Source organism: Nocardioides sp. L-11A, assembly GCA_029961745.1.
Lineage (GTDB): Bacteria > Actinomycetota > Actinomycetes > Propionibacteriales > Nocardioidaceae > Nocardioides.
Genome location: CP124680.1, coordinates 2864800 through 2878758 on the forward strand (window position 1 = coordinate 2864800; position 13959 = coordinate 2878758).

General features: G+C 72.0%; 17 protein-coding genes. 12 read left to right on the forward strand and 5 right to left on the reverse strand.

Annotation, left to right across the window (positions count from 1 at the left end; translation table 11 throughout):
- Positions 1-16: 16 nt before the first annotated feature.
- Together QJ852_13630 and fabI are read left to right on the forward strand one after the other, a co-directional pair.
- Positions 17-727: a beta-ketoacyl-ACP reductase gene (locus QJ852_13630; GenBank protein WGX94195.1), complete on the forward strand. Its 711-nt coding sequence runs from the start codon at positions 17-19 to the stop codon at positions 725-727.
- Between the two features lie 2 nt (positions 728-729).
- Positions 730-1512 (forward strand): enoyl-ACP reductase FabI, encoded by a 783-nt coding sequence (fabI, locus tag QJ852_13635; GenBank protein ID WGX94196.1) that lies wholly within the window; start codon positions 730-732, stop codon positions 1510-1512.
- Positions 1513-1515: 3 nt separating this feature from the next.
- Here the strand turns inward: fabI and QJ852_13640 are convergent, their stop codons facing one another.
- On the reverse strand, positions 1516-2190 hold the full coding sequence (locus QJ852_13640; protein WGX94197.1) for a TIGR02206 family membrane protein: 675 nt from the start codon (positions 2188-2190) through the stop codon (positions 1516-1518).
- Positions 2191-2207: 17 nt separating this feature from the next.
- On the opposite strand from QJ852_13640, the gene QJ852_13645 reads away from it, so the two are divergent.
- The gene (locus QJ852_13645) at positions 2208-2717 is read left to right on the forward strand and encodes a histidine phosphatase family protein (protein ID WGX94198.1); all 510 of its coding nucleotides are present in this window, start codon (positions 2208-2210) and stop codon (positions 2715-2717) included.
- 101 nt (positions 2718-2818) lie between these two features.
- On the opposite strand, the gene serB is transcribed toward QJ852_13645, so the two are convergent.
- Together serB and QJ852_13655 are read right to left on the reverse strand one after the other, a co-directional pair.
- Positions 2819-4042, reverse strand: a complete 1224-nt coding sequence (gene serB, locus QJ852_13650; GenBank protein ID WGX94199.1) for a phosphoserine phosphatase SerB — start codon at positions 4040-4042, stop codon at positions 2819-2821.
- A gap of 13 nt (positions 4043-4055) precedes the next feature.
- Positions 4056-4793, reverse strand: a complete 738-nt coding sequence (locus QJ852_13655; protein ID WGX94200.1) for a hypothetical protein — start codon at positions 4791-4793, stop codon at positions 4056-4058.
- Between the two features lie 40 nt (positions 4794-4833).
- On the opposite strand from QJ852_13655, the gene QJ852_13660 reads away from it, so the two are divergent.
- From QJ852_13660 to QJ852_13675, 4 genes are read left to right on the forward strand one after another with little or no spacing between them, the layout of a single operon-like run.
- Entirely contained in the window at positions 4834-5631 is a 798-nt protein-coding gene (locus QJ852_13660; GenBank protein WGX94201.1) for an ABC transporter ATP-binding protein, read from the forward strand.
- Positions 5632-5660: 29 nt separating this feature from the next.
- The gene (locus QJ852_13665; GenBank protein ID WGX94202.1) at positions 5661-6134 is read left to right on the forward strand and encodes an NfeD family protein; all 474 of its coding nucleotides are present in this window, start codon (positions 5661-5663) and stop codon (positions 6132-6134) included.
- On the forward strand, positions 6131-7210 hold the full coding sequence (locus QJ852_13670) for an SPFH domain-containing protein (GenBank protein WGX94203.1): 1080 nt from the start codon (positions 6131-6133) through the stop codon (positions 7208-7210). Before QJ852_13665 ends, QJ852_13670 begins: the two co-directional genes overlap by 4 nt.
- Complete coding sequence (locus QJ852_13675) at positions 7207-8022, forward strand: sulfite exporter TauE/SafE family protein (GenBank protein ID WGX94204.1); 816 nt, start codon at positions 7207-7209, stop codon at positions 8020-8022. The genes QJ852_13670 and QJ852_13675 overlap by 4 nt, the downstream gene beginning before the upstream one ends.
- 25 nt (positions 8023-8047) lie before the next feature.
- Here QJ852_13675 and QJ852_13680 read toward each other — a convergent pair whose 3' ends face one another.
- Complete coding sequence (locus tag QJ852_13680; GenBank protein ID WGX94205.1) at positions 8048-8446, reverse strand: hypothetical protein; 399 nt, start codon at positions 8444-8446, stop codon at positions 8048-8050.
- A gap of 48 nt (positions 8447-8494) precedes the next feature.
- On the opposite strand from QJ852_13680, the gene QJ852_13685 reads away from it, so the two are divergent.
- Complete coding sequence (locus QJ852_13685) at positions 8495-9007, forward strand: DUF4190 domain-containing protein (GenBank protein ID WGX94206.1); 513 nt, start codon at positions 8495-8497, stop codon at positions 9005-9007.
- A 16-nt stretch (positions 9008-9023) separates the two neighbouring features.
- Here QJ852_13685 and QJ852_13690 read toward each other — a convergent pair whose 3' ends face one another.
- Positions 9024-9986, reverse strand: coding sequence for an alpha/beta hydrolase (locus QJ852_13690; GenBank protein WGX94207.1), 963 nt, complete (start codon positions 9984-9986; stop codon positions 9024-9026).
- A gap of 45 nt (positions 9987-10031) precedes the next feature.
- Here QJ852_13690 and QJ852_13695 point away from each other — a divergent pair, with 45 nt between their 5' ends.
- The 4 genes from QJ852_13695 to QJ852_13710 all read left to right on the forward strand — a co-directional run bounded on the left by QJ852_13695 (position 10032) and on the right by QJ852_13710 (position 13892).
- Positions 10032-10745 (forward strand): PP2C family protein-serine/threonine phosphatase, encoded by a 714-nt coding sequence (locus tag QJ852_13695; protein ID WGX94208.1) that lies wholly within the window; start codon positions 10032-10034, stop codon positions 10743-10745.
- An 88-nt stretch (positions 10746-10833) separates the two neighbouring features.
- The gene (locus QJ852_13700) at positions 10834-12039 is read left to right on the forward strand and encodes an LLM class flavin-dependent oxidoreductase (protein WGX94209.1); all 1206 of its coding nucleotides are present in this window, start codon (positions 10834-10836) and stop codon (positions 12037-12039) included.
- A complete protein-coding gene (locus QJ852_13705) occupies positions 12036-12686 on the forward strand; it encodes an FMN reductase (GenBank protein ID WGX94210.1) in 651 nt (216 codons plus the stop codon). The genes QJ852_13700 and QJ852_13705 overlap by 4 nt, the downstream gene beginning before the upstream one ends.
- 54 nt (positions 12687-12740) lie before the next feature.
- Positions 12741-13892 (forward strand): acyl-CoA dehydrogenase family protein, encoded by a 1152-nt coding sequence (locus QJ852_13710; GenBank protein WGX94211.1) that lies wholly within the window; start codon positions 12741-12743, stop codon positions 13890-13892.
- Positions 13893-13959 lie beyond the last annotated feature (67 nt).

Genomic DNA, 13959 nt, shown 5'->3' on the forward strand with positions numbered 1-13959 from the left:
ACTAGCGTCACAGAGCGTGAGCCAACCACGTTCCGTCCTCGTCACCGGAGGCAACCGCGGCATCGGCCGCGCGATCGCCGAGGCCTTCATCGCCGCGGGCGACAAGGTCGCCGTCACGACCCGGAGCGGAGGCGCGCCGGACGGTGCACTCGAGCTCAAGGCCGACATCACCGATGCCGCGGCCGTCGAGGCCGCGTTCGCCGCCGCCGAGGAGGCGCACGGCCCGGTCGAGGTGCTGGTCGCAAACGCCGGCATCACCAAGGACACGCTCCTGCTGCGCATGTCCGAGGACGACTGGTCGTCGGTCATCGACACCAACCTGACCGCGTCCTTCCGCCTGGCCAAGCGCGCCGCGAAGGGCATGCTGCGTCAGCGGAAGGGCCGGATCATCTTCATCTCCAGCGTGGTGGGCCTGCTCGGCTCACCGGGCCAGGTCAACTACGCCGCGTCGAAGGCCGGCCTGGTCGGCATGGCGCGCTCGCTGGCGCGTGAGCTCGGGCCGCGCTCGATCACGGCGAACGTCGTGGCGCCCGGGTACGTCGACACCGACATGACCGCGGTGCTGAGCGACGAGCAGAAGGAGGGGATCCGCAGCCAGGTCCCCCTGGGCCGGTACGCCGACCCGACCGAGATCGCCGGGGCGGTGCTGTTCCTCGCCAGCCCCGAGGCGGCATACGTGACCGGCGCGGTGATCCCCGTGGACGGCGGACTGGGAATGGGGCACTGACGATGACCGGAATCCTCGCAGGCAAGAACATCCTCGTCGCGGGTGTCACCCTCGACACCTCGATCGGCTTCGCGGTCGCGAAGTTCGCGCAGGAGCAGGGCGCCACGGTCCTGGTCTCCAACTTCGGCCAGGCGCTGCGGATCACCCGCCGCATCGTCAAGCGGCTCCCCGAGCTACCCGCGGTCATCGAGCTCGACGTCACCGACACCGAGCACCTCGCCGCGCTGCCGGACGCCGTCCGCGAGGCCCTGGGCCCGGACGCGACGCTCGACGGTGTCGTCCACTCGATCGCCTACGGCAACCCGGAGACGCTGCTCGGCGGCAAGTTCCTGGACGGCCCGTGGGAGGACGTCGCGCAGGCCGTGCAGGTCTCGGCGTACTCCCTGAAGTCGCTTGCCGTGGCCTGCCGCCCGTTGATGGCGTCCGGCGGATCGATCGTCGGGCTGACCTTCGACGCCAGCGTCGCGTGGCCGGTCTACGACTGGATGGGTGTCGCGAAGGCCGCCCTGGAGTCGACCAACCGCTACCTCGCCCGCGACCTGGGCGGCGACGGGATCCGGGTCAACCTGGTCTCAGCCGGTCCGCTGCGGACGCTCGCGGCGAAGGCCATCCCGGGTTTCGAGGACCTGGAGTCGATGTGGACGACCAAGTCGCCGCTCGGCTGGGACAACACCGACCAGGAGCCCACCGCCAAGGCGGTCTGCGCATTGCTCTCGGACCTGTTCCCGGCCACCACCGGGGAGATCGTCCACGTCGACGGCGGCTTCCACGCGATGGGCGCCTGACCCCTACCCGGTACGCCGCAGCCACCGTCGGGCGCCGAGCGTCATCAGCGCCCACACCGCGAGCACGATCGCTATCTCCTCGACCACGTACCACGGCCACGGCCCGAGCAGGTCGAGGAGCGAGCGGCCGGGCTTGCGCATGAGGTAGCCGTAGTTGGTGTCGGCGACCAGGTTGAACAGGTAGGTCCCGGCCGCCCACGCCAGCGTGACGGCGACCGCCGACCGGTAGTCGCGCCAGCGGGGCACCAGGCGCAGCCCGACGACGAGGTACACCGCCGCGAGCACGATGAGCAGGTGCAGCGCCCAGAAGGCGAAGTAGCGCGGGTGCGGCAGGTCCTCGTTGAGCGAGGGGGTCACGATGCCCTGGACGGTCAGGGTCAGTCCCCAGAAGAAGGTCAGCGCCACCGGCAGCGGCCGGTGCGTCCACAGCGCCCAGGTCGCGGCGATCCAGGCCAGGTCGCACAGATGCAGTGGCAGGGTCACGCCCAGCTCGAAGTTGAACGCGAGGTCGACGAGCTGGAAGGGCACCGTCGTCAGCGGGACGAGCACCGCCCAGGCGCGGCTGAACCGGGTCGGCCCGTCGTACGACGCGTGCCGGCGGCCCAGGAGCACGACGGCCACCAGCCCGGCCGCGAACACCGCGAGCGGGATGATGTGGGTGGGCCCGTACTGCGTCACAGCACTACCATGCACGGGTGGAGAAGCAACGGCGGCTCGTCGTCGTCCGACACGCCAAGGCCGAGCAGCTCGCCCCCTCCGACGTCGAGCGCGTGCTGAGCGAGCGGGGCCGGGCTGACGGACACGCCCTCGGCCGGTGGCTCGCGGAGCAAGGGATCGCACCCGACATCGCCTACGTGTCGTACGCCGCCCGCACCCGCGAGACCTGGGACGTCCTGTCCGCGGGCGCCGGCTGGGACCTCGCACCGACCGTCGACGGGAGCCTCTACGGCACCGACGAGGACGGCGTGCTCGAGCTGGTGCACACCACGCCGGCGGAGGCAGCTACCGTGGTCGTGGTCGGCCACAACCCCACCATGGCGATGCTCGTGCAGCTGCTCGACGACGGCGAGGGTGAGGCATCGGGCGTGGTCGAGCTCGGCACCTTCCCGACGGGCGCCGCGGCAGTGTTCGAGATCGCCGGCCCGTGGGAGGACGTCGCGGCCATGGCGGGGCGGCTGGTCGCCTTCGAGGTGGGCCGGGTCTGACGTCCGGAACCGGGACTCGACGGGCATTACTGTCACTTGTCGGGCGTTGCAACGCCCGACAAGTGACAGAATCGCCGGTCGACCGGCGATTCCTGCACCGCTCAGCCCAGCGGCGGGGCCGGCGTGACGATCCCGGCCGCGGCGTCGGCCGCCTCGATCTCCTCGCGGGTGATGCCGAGCAGGTACATGATCGCGTCGAGATAGGGCACGTTGAGCGCCGTGTCGGCGGCCTCGCGCACCACCGGCCGGGCGTTGTAGGCGATGCCGAGCCCCGCGGCCGCCAGCATGTCGAGGTCGTTGGCACCGTCCCCGATCGCGATCGTCGCGTCCTCCGGTACGCCGAGGTCGGCAGCGAACTCGCGCAGCGCCTGCGCCTTCCCGGCCCGGTCGACGACCGCGCCGACCACCTCGCCGGTCAGCCTGCCGTCGACGATCTCGAGCGTGTTGGCCCGGGACCGGTGGATGCCGAGGTCGTCGGCCAGCCGGTCGGTGATCTGGCTGAAGCCGCCGGACACGATCGCGAACCGGTAGCCGAGGCGACGCAGCGTGCGCACCATCGTGCGGGCGCCGGGGTTCACCACGATGGCGTCGTACACCTCGTCCAGGACGGACGCGTCGAGGCCGGCCAGCAGCTTCACCCGCGCCCGCAGCGACTGCTCGAAGTCGAGCTCGCCGCGCATCGCCCGCTCGGTGACGTCGGCGACCTCGGGCCCGAAGCCGGCGTGCTCGGCCAGCATCTCGATCACCTCGCCCTGGATCAGGGTCGAGTCGACGTCCATCACGATCAACCGGACGCCGTGGCGCAGCAGGTCGGCCGGCTGCACCGCGACATCGATGCCGTGCGCCGCGGCGTCGCCGGCCAGGAGCTGGCGCAGTCGGTCCGGCCGGGCACCGGAGACGTCCAGCTCGATGGCGGTCACGGGGTAGCGCGCCATCCGCTCGATCCGGTCGATATTGCCGCCGCAGTCGGCGATCCGGCCGGCGATGGCCGCCATGGCCGACGCCTTCAGCGGCGCCCCGATCACGGTGACGTGGGCGCGGTCGCGGTGCCGGGAGCGGTTGTCTCCCGAGCCCTTCTCGATGTCGACGCTCATGCCGAGCGCCTCCATGCTCGCGCCCAGCTGGCGCCGCAGCCGTTTGCGGTCGCGCGGCGCCGTCACCAGGACGCCCAGCACCAGGCGGCCCCGCATCAGGATCTGCTCGAGGTCGACGACGCTGACCCCGGACCCGGCGAGGCTCTCGAGGACCGCGGAGGTGACGCCGGGGCGGTCGGTGCCGGTGACGGTGATGAGGAGGGTGTCGTCCGCTGCATCGTGAGGGCTCATGGCGGGGTGCAGGCTACCGCTGCCGGGTGTCGTCGGAGGGCGGCGGCCAGCCGTCGGGCGAGCAGGCCGCCGTGAGGGCGTGACGCGCGGCACGCTCCAGCGGCTCCAGGGACGCCCGGCGCGCGGTCCCGGCGGCCGCGGAGAGGGCCCCGCCGTCGTCGCGCAGGGCGAGCTCGACGACCGCCTCGAGGTGGAGGGCCCGGCCCGCGAGGTCCACGCACCGCGACGGCGTGCCCGGCGGAGCGACCAGGCGTACGCCGGCCCGCAGGTCGTGCAGCTCGTCGGCGACCCGCGGCTGCCACCGGGCCACGTCGAGCTCGGCGAGCGTGTTGGCCGTCGCGAGCAGGGCCGCCCGCAGCTGCCGATCCGCGTCGCCGAGGTCGGGCGGTGGTCGGCGCTCGGCCGGCAGCACCCGCCACTCGACCGCCCGGCCGACCTGCCGGGGGACCAGCCCGACGCCCGGTAGCAGCACCACCTCGCCCGCCTCGATCGCCGCGGTCGTCAGCTCCCGCGGCCCCCGCACGCCGGCCGGGTCGCCCGGTGCCGGGAAGGCGGCGGCCACGCCGTCGGCCCCTTCGTTGCGGGCCGCGGCGAGTTCGAGGAGCAGCGAGGACGGGCCGTCGGGGGAGACGACGACATGGGTCACGTCGTCGCCGTGGACGGCGTCGACGAGCTCGTCGGGGCCGATCCGACCGCGCAGCCAGGCCGTTCCCCACCAGGCCAGCCGGGCAGATACGGGGAGGGCGCTCACCCGCCGACCCTACTGGTCCGCTCTGGATAGGGTGGCCTCCATGTCCGCCGTGCTCGAGCTCGCCGAGGTGACCGTACGACGAGGCCAGTCCACCCTGCTCGACCGGGTCAGTTGGGTGGTCCGCGAGGGCGAGCGCTGGATCCTGCTCGGGGCCAACGGAGCCGGCAAGACCACCCTCATGCAGATCGCCGGCGCCCAGCTGCATCCGACCTCCGGCGCGGTCGGGCTTCTCGGCGAGCTGCTCGGCACGGTCGACATCTTCGAGCTGCGCCCGCGGATCGGCGTCTCCAGCGCCGCCGTCGCCGAGCAGATCCCGCGCAACGAGACGGTGCGCGACCTGGTGCTGACGGCGTCGTACGCCGTGCTCGGGCGGTGGCGCGAGGAGTACGACGATGTCGACCATGACCGGGCCGACGCACTGTTGCGTGAGGTAGGCGTGGCGCCGCTCGCGGACCGCACCTACGGCACCCTCAGCGAGGGGGAGCGCAAGCGGGTGCAGATCGCCCGGGCGCTGATGACCGACCCGGAGCTGCTGCTGCTCGACGAGCCCGCCGCGGGCCTGGACCTCGGCGGACGGGAGGACCTGGTCTCGACCCTGTCCGTGCTGGCCTACGACCCGCTGTCGCCGGCGACCGTGCTGGTCTCGCACCACGTCGAGGAGATCCCGCCCGGGTTCACCCACGTGATGATGCTGCGCGACGGCAGGGTCGTCGCGCAGGGGCCGCTCGAGGAGACGCTGACGCCCGAGGCGCTGTCGGCGACCTTCGGCATGCCGCTCGTGCTGGAGCACCACGACGGGCGCTACGCCGCCCGGCGCAAGCAGCACCACCGGGGCTGAGGCCGGGCCGCCTCAACTAGGCTGCGGCCATGGACTGGCTGCGGGAGCACCTGTGGGAGGCCTGGCTGGGTGTGGCCTTCGTGCTCGCCCTGGCCGAGTTGCTGAGCCTCGACCTGTTCCTGCTGATGCTGGCCGGTGGTGCCGTCGCCGGCGTTCTGACGGCCTTCGTCACCGACAACATCGTCCTGCAGGTGCTCGCCGCCTCGGCGGTGTCCGTGCTGCTGCTCGCCGCCGTGCGCCCGCCCCTCGTCCGGCGACTGCACGGGGGGCCGGACCTCGTGCTCGGGCCCGCGAGCCTGGTGGGCAGCCGCGGCATCGTCACCGAGCCGGTCGCCGAGCACCGTCCCGGCCGGGTGAAGATCGGCGGCGAGTCCTGGCTCGCCGTCACCGAGCCGCCCGGCTCGGGGCTCGCCATCGGTGCGACGGTGGAGGTCGTCTCCATCGTGGGGGCCACCGCGCACGTCCGTCCCGTGTCCGCGCCCGAACTCGAGGAGCCGCTATGACCGTCCTGATCCTGCTCGCCCTCCTGCTCCTGCTGGTGATCACCGTCGTCGCGAAGGCGATCCGGATCGTGCCGCAGGCATACACCGGCATCGTCGAGCGGTTCGGGAAGTACAAGGAGACCCTTCCGGCGGGCCTCAACTTCGTCGTCCCGTTCATCGACAAGGTCCGCTACACCATCGACCTGCGCGAGCAGGTCGTGAGCTTCCCGCCGCAGGCCGCGATCACCGAGGACAACCTGACCGTCGACATCGACACCGTCATCTACTTCCAGGTGACCGACCCGATCGCGGCGACGTACGAGATCTCCAACTACATCCAGGCCATCGAGCAGCTCACCATGACCACCCTGCGCAACGTGGTCGGAGGCATGGACCTCGAGCAGACGCTGACCAGCCGCGAGTCGATCAACAGCGGGCTGTCGGCCGTGCTCGACGAGACCACCGGCCGCTGGGGGATCAAGGTCAAGCGGGTCGAGATCAAGGGCATCGACCCGCCGCCGTCGATCAAGGACGCGATGGAGAAGCAGATGCGGGCCGAGCGCGACAAGCGGGCCTTCATCCTCACCGCCGAGGGCCAGCGCCAGTCCGCCATCCTCACCGCCGAAGGCAACAAGCAGTCCGCGATCCTCAACGCGGAGGGAGAGCGGGAGTCCCAGATCCTGCGGGCCCAGGCCGACCGCGAGGCGCAGATCCTGCGGGCCCAGGGTGAGGGCCAGGCCATCCAGACGGTCTTCCAGGCCATCCACGACGGGCGTCCCGACCAGTCGCTGCTCGCCTACCAATACCTCCAGATGATGCCGAAGATCGCCGAGGGCGACGCCAACAAGGTGTGGGTGATCCCGTCGGAGATCACCAAGGCCCTCGAGGGACTGGGCTCCTCGATCCACGAGATCGCGGGCATCCCCAAGGCGACCCCCGGCCCCGCCAAGCGGGTCGACATGGGGCCGACCGAGCCGGCCGCACCGCTCACCGGGACCAGTGAGGCCGTCCAGGAGGCGATCGCGGAGGCCGAGAGCGCGGCTCGCCCGGGACAGGCGCCGGGTGCCGAGCCGGCCGAGGAGCCACCCGCGGAGTGACCCTTCTCGAGATCGCGGCGGTGCTCCTCGCGGGCGTCGGCGCGGGCATGATCAACGCCGTGGTCGGTTCCGGCACCCTGATCACCTTCCCGACCCTGCTCGCGCTCGGCGTGCCGCCGGTGACGGCGAACATGTCGAACAGCCTGGGCCTGGTGCCGGGCTCGATCGCCGGCGCGTTCGGGTACCGGCGGGAGCTGATCGGCCAGCGCGACCGGCTGCTGCGCCTGCTGGCCTTCTCCTCGGCGGGCGGCGTGGCCGGCGCGGTGCTGCTGCTCGTCCTGCCCCCGGGAGCCTTCGAGGCCGTCGTACCGGTGCTGATCCTGCTCGGGATCGTCCTGGTCGTGCTCCAGCCGCGGCTCTCGCGTGCGGTCGCCGCACGCGCCGAGCGCCGGGGAGAGCCACGGCGCGACGAGACCGGCGGCCCGAGTGCGATCGAGCGGTCCTGGTGGGTGCCGATCGCGGTCCTCGCCACCGGGGTGTACGGCGGCTACTTCGGCGCCGCGCAGGGCGTGCTGCTGATGGGCGTGCTCGGCATCGGTGTCACCGACGCGCTGCAGCGGCTCAACGGCGTGAAGAACGTGCTCGTGGCCGTCGTCAACGCGATCGCCGGGCTCGTCTTCGTGATCGTCGCCGAGCTCGGCCTGTTCGGGGCCGAGGCCCGGGTCGATTGGCTGCTCGTCCTGCTCATCGCGCTGGGAGCCGTCTGCGGCGGCCTGCTCGGCGCGGCGGTCGGACGCAAGCTCCCGCCGCTCGCCCTCCGGGCGGTGATCGTGACCGTCGGCCTGGTCGCCGTGGTCACCCTGGTCGCCTGAGCCGGTCGGTCGGGGCCGAGGCGGCTCAGCCGGCCTGCTTGCCGCGACGCCGGCCCCGGGCGAGCGCGAGCAGGCCCGAGCCGACGGCGCCGGCCGCGGCCCCGACGAGCATGCCGCTCGCGAGCTTCGTGACATTGCGCTGGCCGAGCTCGATGACGCCGTTGGCCAGGTCGGCCCCGTCGACGGCGATGCCCACCACGGTCAGGTTGCGCCGCAGCGGCCCCCGGGAGACGAGGGTCACCGCGCCGAGCGCGATCTCCCGTGCGCCGAACATCCGGCCCATGTAGTCGAGCTGCGGGTTGGCGGCCGGGTCGAGGCCGAACACGCGGGCGGTGGTCGAGGGGGCGGCGAGGGCGCCGACGCCGATCACGATGCGCCCGAGCGAGAGTCCGGTCACAGGATCCAGGTGGAAGGGAACAGCCATGCGCAGACCATAGTGCTCCGGCGGGCGGCGGCGTGGGATCCTTCCTCCATGACGACCCCGCCCTCCGGCAACGACCCGTACCAGCCGTACGGCCAGCCGCCCTACGGCGGCCAGCCGCAGGACCAGCCGTACGGCCAGCCGCAGGACCAGCCGTACGGCCAGCCGCAGGACCAGCCGCAGGACCAGCCGTACGGCGGCCAGCCCCCGGCCCAGCCCTACGGCGCGCCGTACGGCCAGCCGGCGCAGCCCTTCGGGTACGCCCCGCCGCCGGCCACCAACGGTCTGGCGATCGCCTCTCTGGTGGTGAGCATCGTGTCGCTGGTGGTGTGCGCCGGGTTCACCGGGTTCGTCGGCGCGATCCTCGGCCATGTCGCCAAGGGTCAGATCCGGCGTGGCAACGAGCAGGGCGGGGGACTGGCCCTGGCCGGCATCATCGTCGGCTGGCTGGGCTTCGCGCTCTTCATCGCCCTCGTCGTCGGCTTCATCGCCCTCGGAGTCTGGGCCGAGAGCACCGTCGACGACTGTTACACCCGTTCCGACGGCGTCTTCCGCTGCGACTGAGCGGCTCCCGGCACGGTCAGCCCCGACCTACGTAGGTCGCCAGCCAGCGGTCGATCTCGTCGTAGGCGCGGGCCCGTGGCTCGGTGCGGGAGAGCACCACGTCGTGCACCGCCCCGGGCACAGCGGCGTAGGTGACGTGTCGGCCGACGGCGACCGACCAGCGTCGGATCTGGTCGACGTCGAGCACGATGTCGGTGGAGAAGACCTCCTCGTCCATCCCGGTCGGGTGTCCGGAGCGGTCCGAGGACAGGACCAGGACCGGCGCCGGCACGTCGAGGCCGGCCTGCAGCCGGGCGTGGCCCCGCCGCACCGCGCGGAGCCAGCCCAGGCGGACCGGGAACGAGTCGACCGGCTTCCAGCGCAGGTCGAAGTCCCACTCGCCCTGGTGGTCGCGGTGCAGGCTGCGGCCGTAGTAGCCGCTCACGTCGCGGGGGAAGACCTGCAGCGGCCGTCGGCGTCCCGCCCGGTCGATCACCTGGTTGGCCACCGACGAGCGCATCCACGCCTTGCCCTGCAGGTCGAGCCACGGCGAGTTGAGCAACAGGCCGGCGAGCTCCGCGGGCCGCCGGTCGTCGGCCCACAGCGCCACGACCAGGCCACCGGTGGAGTGGCCCGACAGCACCACCTGACGGTGGCCGTCGCGGAGCGTGATCCGCTCCCAGGCCGCGTCGAGCTCGGCGAAGTAGTCGGTGAGGTCCGCGACGTAGGTGGGCGACTGGTGGGGCCGCAGGGACCGGCCGTACTTGCGCAGGTCGAGGCCGTACATGTCGTGGCCGCGGTCGAGCCACCACTCGCCGTACGCCGCGTGGAAGAAGTAGTCCGAGAAGCCGTGGACGTGGAGGGTGGCGTGCTCGGTCGGCTCGCCCGCGGGGCGGTGGACCAGCGTGGCGACGACCTCGCCCTCGAAGTCGTCGGGCAGCGCGATGGTCTCGGCCGTCCAGGGGGCGCCGAGGATGTCGACGGCGGTCGTGTCGCTCACCCGGAGAGTCTAAGGAGATCTGGTGGCGGACCGTACGCTGTGCCGATGGACGACGCCGCCACCTGGGCCCGGCTCCGCGAGAGACTGCTCTCCCGCGGTCGGATGCCCGAGCTTCCCGACGGCTGGCGGCACCAGTCGGCGATGATCCCCGCCGAGGGCTATGCGTACGGCGGCGACTTCATCGTCAGCGACCTGGACGTCGCCGCGGGACGCCTGCGCACCGTCCTGGTCGACGTGTGCGGGAGCGGCGAGACCGCGGTGCCCGCCGCGCTCCAGTTCGCCGGCGCCCTCGAGAGCCTGATCCGCGTGGTGCCGGCCGACGAGCTGCTGCGTGATGCGAACGCCTACCTGCTGGCCCAGCCGTCGGGCGAGAGCATCGCGACGGCAGTCCAGCTCGACCTCGACCTGGCGACCGGCTCCTATCTCATCCGCAGCGCCGGACACCCGCCCGCCCTGGTCTGGTCGACGGCCACCCGTGAGTGGCGCATCGACAATGCGCGTGGCACCGCCCTGGGCGTCAGCGCGACGCCGGAGGTCCACGAGAGCACCGGCGTCCTCGCGCCGGGCGACGCGCTGCTGTTCTACACCGACGGGGTGGTGGAGTCGCGCGCCGTCGACATCGATACGGGGATCAGCTGGCTGCGACAGGCCGCCCGGGCGTCGTACCTCGCAGGGTGGGAGGGCGCCGCCGACCGGATCATCGACGGCGTCGAGCGGGGCGACGACGATCGGGCGGTGCTGGTCCTGGCCCGGCGCTGACCTCATGCCGGCCCACGTGGCCCGAGGGAATATGGTTGACATGTCACCTGTTAGGCCGGGTGACAGCACACGACCACAGGAGCGGACCATGCAGATCGGCATCTTCACCGTCGGCGACGTCACCACCGACCCCACCACGGGGCGCACGCCGTCGGAGTACGAGCGGATCAAGGCCACCGTCGCGATCGCGAGGAAGGCCGAGGAGATCGGCCTCGACGTCTTCGCGACGGGCGAGCACCACAACCCGCCGTTCATCGCGTCCAACCCGACCGCGACCCTGGCCTATATCGGCGCGCAGACCGAGCGGATCATCCTGTCGACCGCCACGACGCTGATCACGACGACCGACCCCGTGCTCATCGCCGAGGACTACGCCAAGATCCAGCACCTCACCGACGGTCGCGTCGACCTGATGATGGGCCGCGGCAACACCGGGCCGGTCTACCCGTGGTTCGGCAAGGACATCCGCCAGGGCATCAACCTGGCCGTGGAGAACTACGCGCTGCTGCGCCGGCTGTGGACCGAGTCGAATGTCGACTGGGAGGGCCGCTTCCGGACCCCGCTGCAGGGCTACACCTCCACCCCGCGCCCGCTCGACGGAGTCGCGCCGTTCGTGTGGCACGGCTCGATCCGCAGCCCCGAGATCGCCGAGCAGGCGGCCTACTACGGCGACGGCTACTTCCACAACCACATCTTCTGGCCGGCCTCGCACGCCGCGCAGATGGTCAACCTCTACCGCGAGCGCTTCGAGCACTACGGGCACGGCCGCGCGGACCAGGCGATCGTGGGCCTCGGCGGCCAGATCTTCATGAACAGGTCCAGCCAGGAGGCGGTCCGGCAGTTCCGGCCCTACTTCGACAACGCGCCGGTCTACGGTCACGGGCCGTCGCTGGAGGACTTCACCGAGCACACCCCGCTGACGGTGGGCTCGCCGCAGCAGGTGCTGGAGCGCACCCTGTCCTTCCGCGAGTACGCCGGGCACTACCAGCGTCAGCTGTTCCTCGTCGACCACGCGGGCCTGCCGCTGAAGACGGTCCTCGAGCAGCTCGACCTGCTCGGCGAGATCCTGCCCGAGATGCGCCGGGGCTTCGCCGAGGGGCGGCCGGCCCACGTCCCCGACGCGCCGACCCACGCCTCGCTCGTCGCGGCGGCCGGTGGCGCCAAGGACGTCACCGTCCACGCCGAGGACACCATGACCGGCACCACCGACCGCGACGGTGCCGAGCACACGGAGCACACGGAGCACACGGAGCACACGGAGCACACCGAGCAGACCGAGGGGGTCATCGCATGAGCACCCGGATCGTCGTCGTCTCGGCGGGGCTGTCCGTCCCGTCCTCGACCCGGCTGCTCGCCGACAAGCTCGGCGGAGCCGTCGAGCGGGCGGTCGGCGCCCGCGGCCGGGAGGTCGCCGTCGAGCACGTCGAGCTGCGGCCGCTGGCCCACGCCCTGGCCGACCACCTGCTCACCGGCTTCCCGACGGGCGACCTGGCGCGGGCGATCGAGGCTGTGCGGCACGCCGACGGCCTGGTCGTGGTGACGCCGGTGTTCTCCGCGTCCTACTCCGGGCTGTTCAAGACCTTCTTCGACGTCCTGGAGCCCGGGCTGCTCGACGGCAAGCCCGTGGTCCTCGCGGCCACGGCGGGCACGCCGCGACACAGTCTCGTGCTCGACCACGCCCTGCGGCCCCTGTTCGCCTACCTGCACGCGGTCGTGGTGCCCACCGGGGTCTTCGCGGCCAGCGAGGACTTCGGGGCCACCGACGACGGCTCTCTCGACAAACGCGTCGAGCGGGCGGCCGGCGAGCTCGCGGCCCTGCTCGGCGCCGACTCCGCGGCCGGGCCGGCAGCCCCCGCCCGGCGTACGGTCACCGAGGAGTTCGCCGCCCCGACGCCCTTCGAGCAGCTGCTGCGCGAGGCGAGCGGGGACGCCGTCCGCTGACCGTGACAGTGTTGGTGTCATGATGGGGGAACCCGCCGTCGTGAGAGGAACACCATGCGCCGCACTGTCTTCGACGAGGACCACGAGTCCTTCCGCCAGACCATCCGCTCGTTCATCGAGGCCGAGGTGGTGCCGCACTACCAGGAGTGGTTCGAGCAGGGGATCGTCCCGCGCGACTTCTACCTGAAGCTCGGCGAGCTCGGCACCTTCGGCATCGAGGTGCCCGAGGAGTACGGCGGCGCGGGGATCGAGTCCTTCAAGTTCGCCGCGGTGCAGTACGAGGAGATGTCGCGGGCCGGGGTGAGCTTCGGCGGGTCCAGCACCCACGTCGCCCTCTGCCTGCCCTACATCCTCAAGCTCGCGACCGAGGAGCAGAAGAAGCGCTGGCTGCCCGGCTTCGTCAGCGGCGAGACCATGTTCGCGATCGCGATGACCGAGCCGGGCACCGGCTCCGATCTCGCCGGCATGACCACCACCGCGAAGCGCGACGGCGACGCCTACGTCCTCAACGGCGCGAAGACCTTCATCACCGGCGGTGTCCATGCCGACCGCGTCATCGTCTGCGCCCGTACCTCGCCGCCGCTGGAGAGCAACCGTCGGTTCGGCATCTCGCTGTTCGTGGTCGACACCACCTCCGAGGGCTACGCCGTCGGCCGCAAGCTCGACAAGATCGGCCTGCGCACCTCCGACACCGCCGAGCTGTCCTTCTCCGACGTTCGGGTCCCCGCCGAGGACCTGCTCGGCGAGGAGAACGAGGGCTTCGGCTACCTCGGCCAGAACCTTCCGCAGGAGCGCCTCGGCATCGCCTTCGGTGCCTACGCACAGGCGGCCGCGGCCGTCCGCTTCACGCAGCAGTACGTCGAGGAGCGCAAGGTCTTCGGCCAGCCGGTGGCCCACTTCCAGAACACCAAGTTCGAGCTCGCCGCCTGCCAGGCGGAGGTCGACGCCGCCCAGGCCGTCGCCGACCGGGCCCTCGAGGCGCACGACCGCGGCGAGCTGACCGCGGTGGAGGCCGCCTCGGCCAAGCTGTTCTGCACCGAGGTCGCCTCCCGGGTCATCGACCGCTGCCTCCAGCTCCACGGCGGCTACGGCTACATGAACGAGTACCCCATCGCCCGCCTGTACGCCGACAACCGGGTCAACCGGATCTACGGCGGCACGTCCGAGGTGATGAAGCTGATCATCGCCAAGAGCATGGGGTTGTGACCGGGGTGCAGGAATAACCGGTCGACCGGTTGTTCTGTCACTGGACGGGCATTGCAACGCAGGTCAA

What these genes read in the sequence shown, in the direction of transcription:
- fabI (WGX94196.1), top strand. Translation starts at nt 730, where the DNA reads ATGACCGGAATCCTCGCAGGCAAGAACATCCTCGTCGCGGGTGTCACC.
- serB (WGX94199.1), bottom strand. Translation starts at nt 4,042, where the DNA reads ATGAGCCCTCACGATGCAGCGGACGACACCCTCCTCATCACCGTCACC.
- QJ852_13660 (WGX94201.1), top strand. Translation starts at nt 4,834, where the DNA reads ATGTCCGCCGTGCTCGAGCTCGCCGAGGTGACCGTACGACGAGGCCAG.
- QJ852_13665 (WGX94202.1), top strand. Translation starts at nt 5,661, where the DNA reads ATGGACTGGCTGCGGGAGCACCTGTGGGAGGCCTGGCTGGGTGTGGCC.
- QJ852_13670 (WGX94203.1), top strand. Translation starts at nt 6,131, where the DNA reads ATGACCGTCCTGATCCTGCTCGCCCTCCTGCTCCTGCTGGTGATCACC.
- QJ852_13680 (WGX94205.1), bottom strand. Translation starts at nt 8,446, where the DNA reads ATGGCTGTTCCCTTCCACCTGGATCCTGTGACCGGACTCTCGCTCGGG.
- QJ852_13685 (WGX94206.1), top strand. Translation starts at nt 8,495, where the DNA reads ATGACGACCCCGCCCTCCGGCAACGACCCGTACCAGCCGTACGGCCAG.
- QJ852_13695 (WGX94208.1), top strand. Translation starts at nt 10,032, where the DNA reads ATGGACGACGCCGCCACCTGGGCCCGGCTCCGCGAGAGACTGCTCTCC.
- QJ852_13700 (WGX94209.1), top strand. Translation starts at nt 10,834, where the DNA reads ATGCAGATCGGCATCTTCACCGTCGGCGACGTCACCACCGACCCCACC.
- QJ852_13705 (WGX94210.1), top strand. Translation starts at nt 12,036, where the DNA reads ATGAGCACCCGGATCGTCGTCGTCTCGGCGGGGCTGTCCGTCCCGTCC.
- QJ852_13710 (WGX94211.1), top strand. Translation starts at nt 12,741, where the DNA reads ATGCGCCGCACTGTCTTCGACGAGGACCACGAGTCCTTCCGCCAGACC.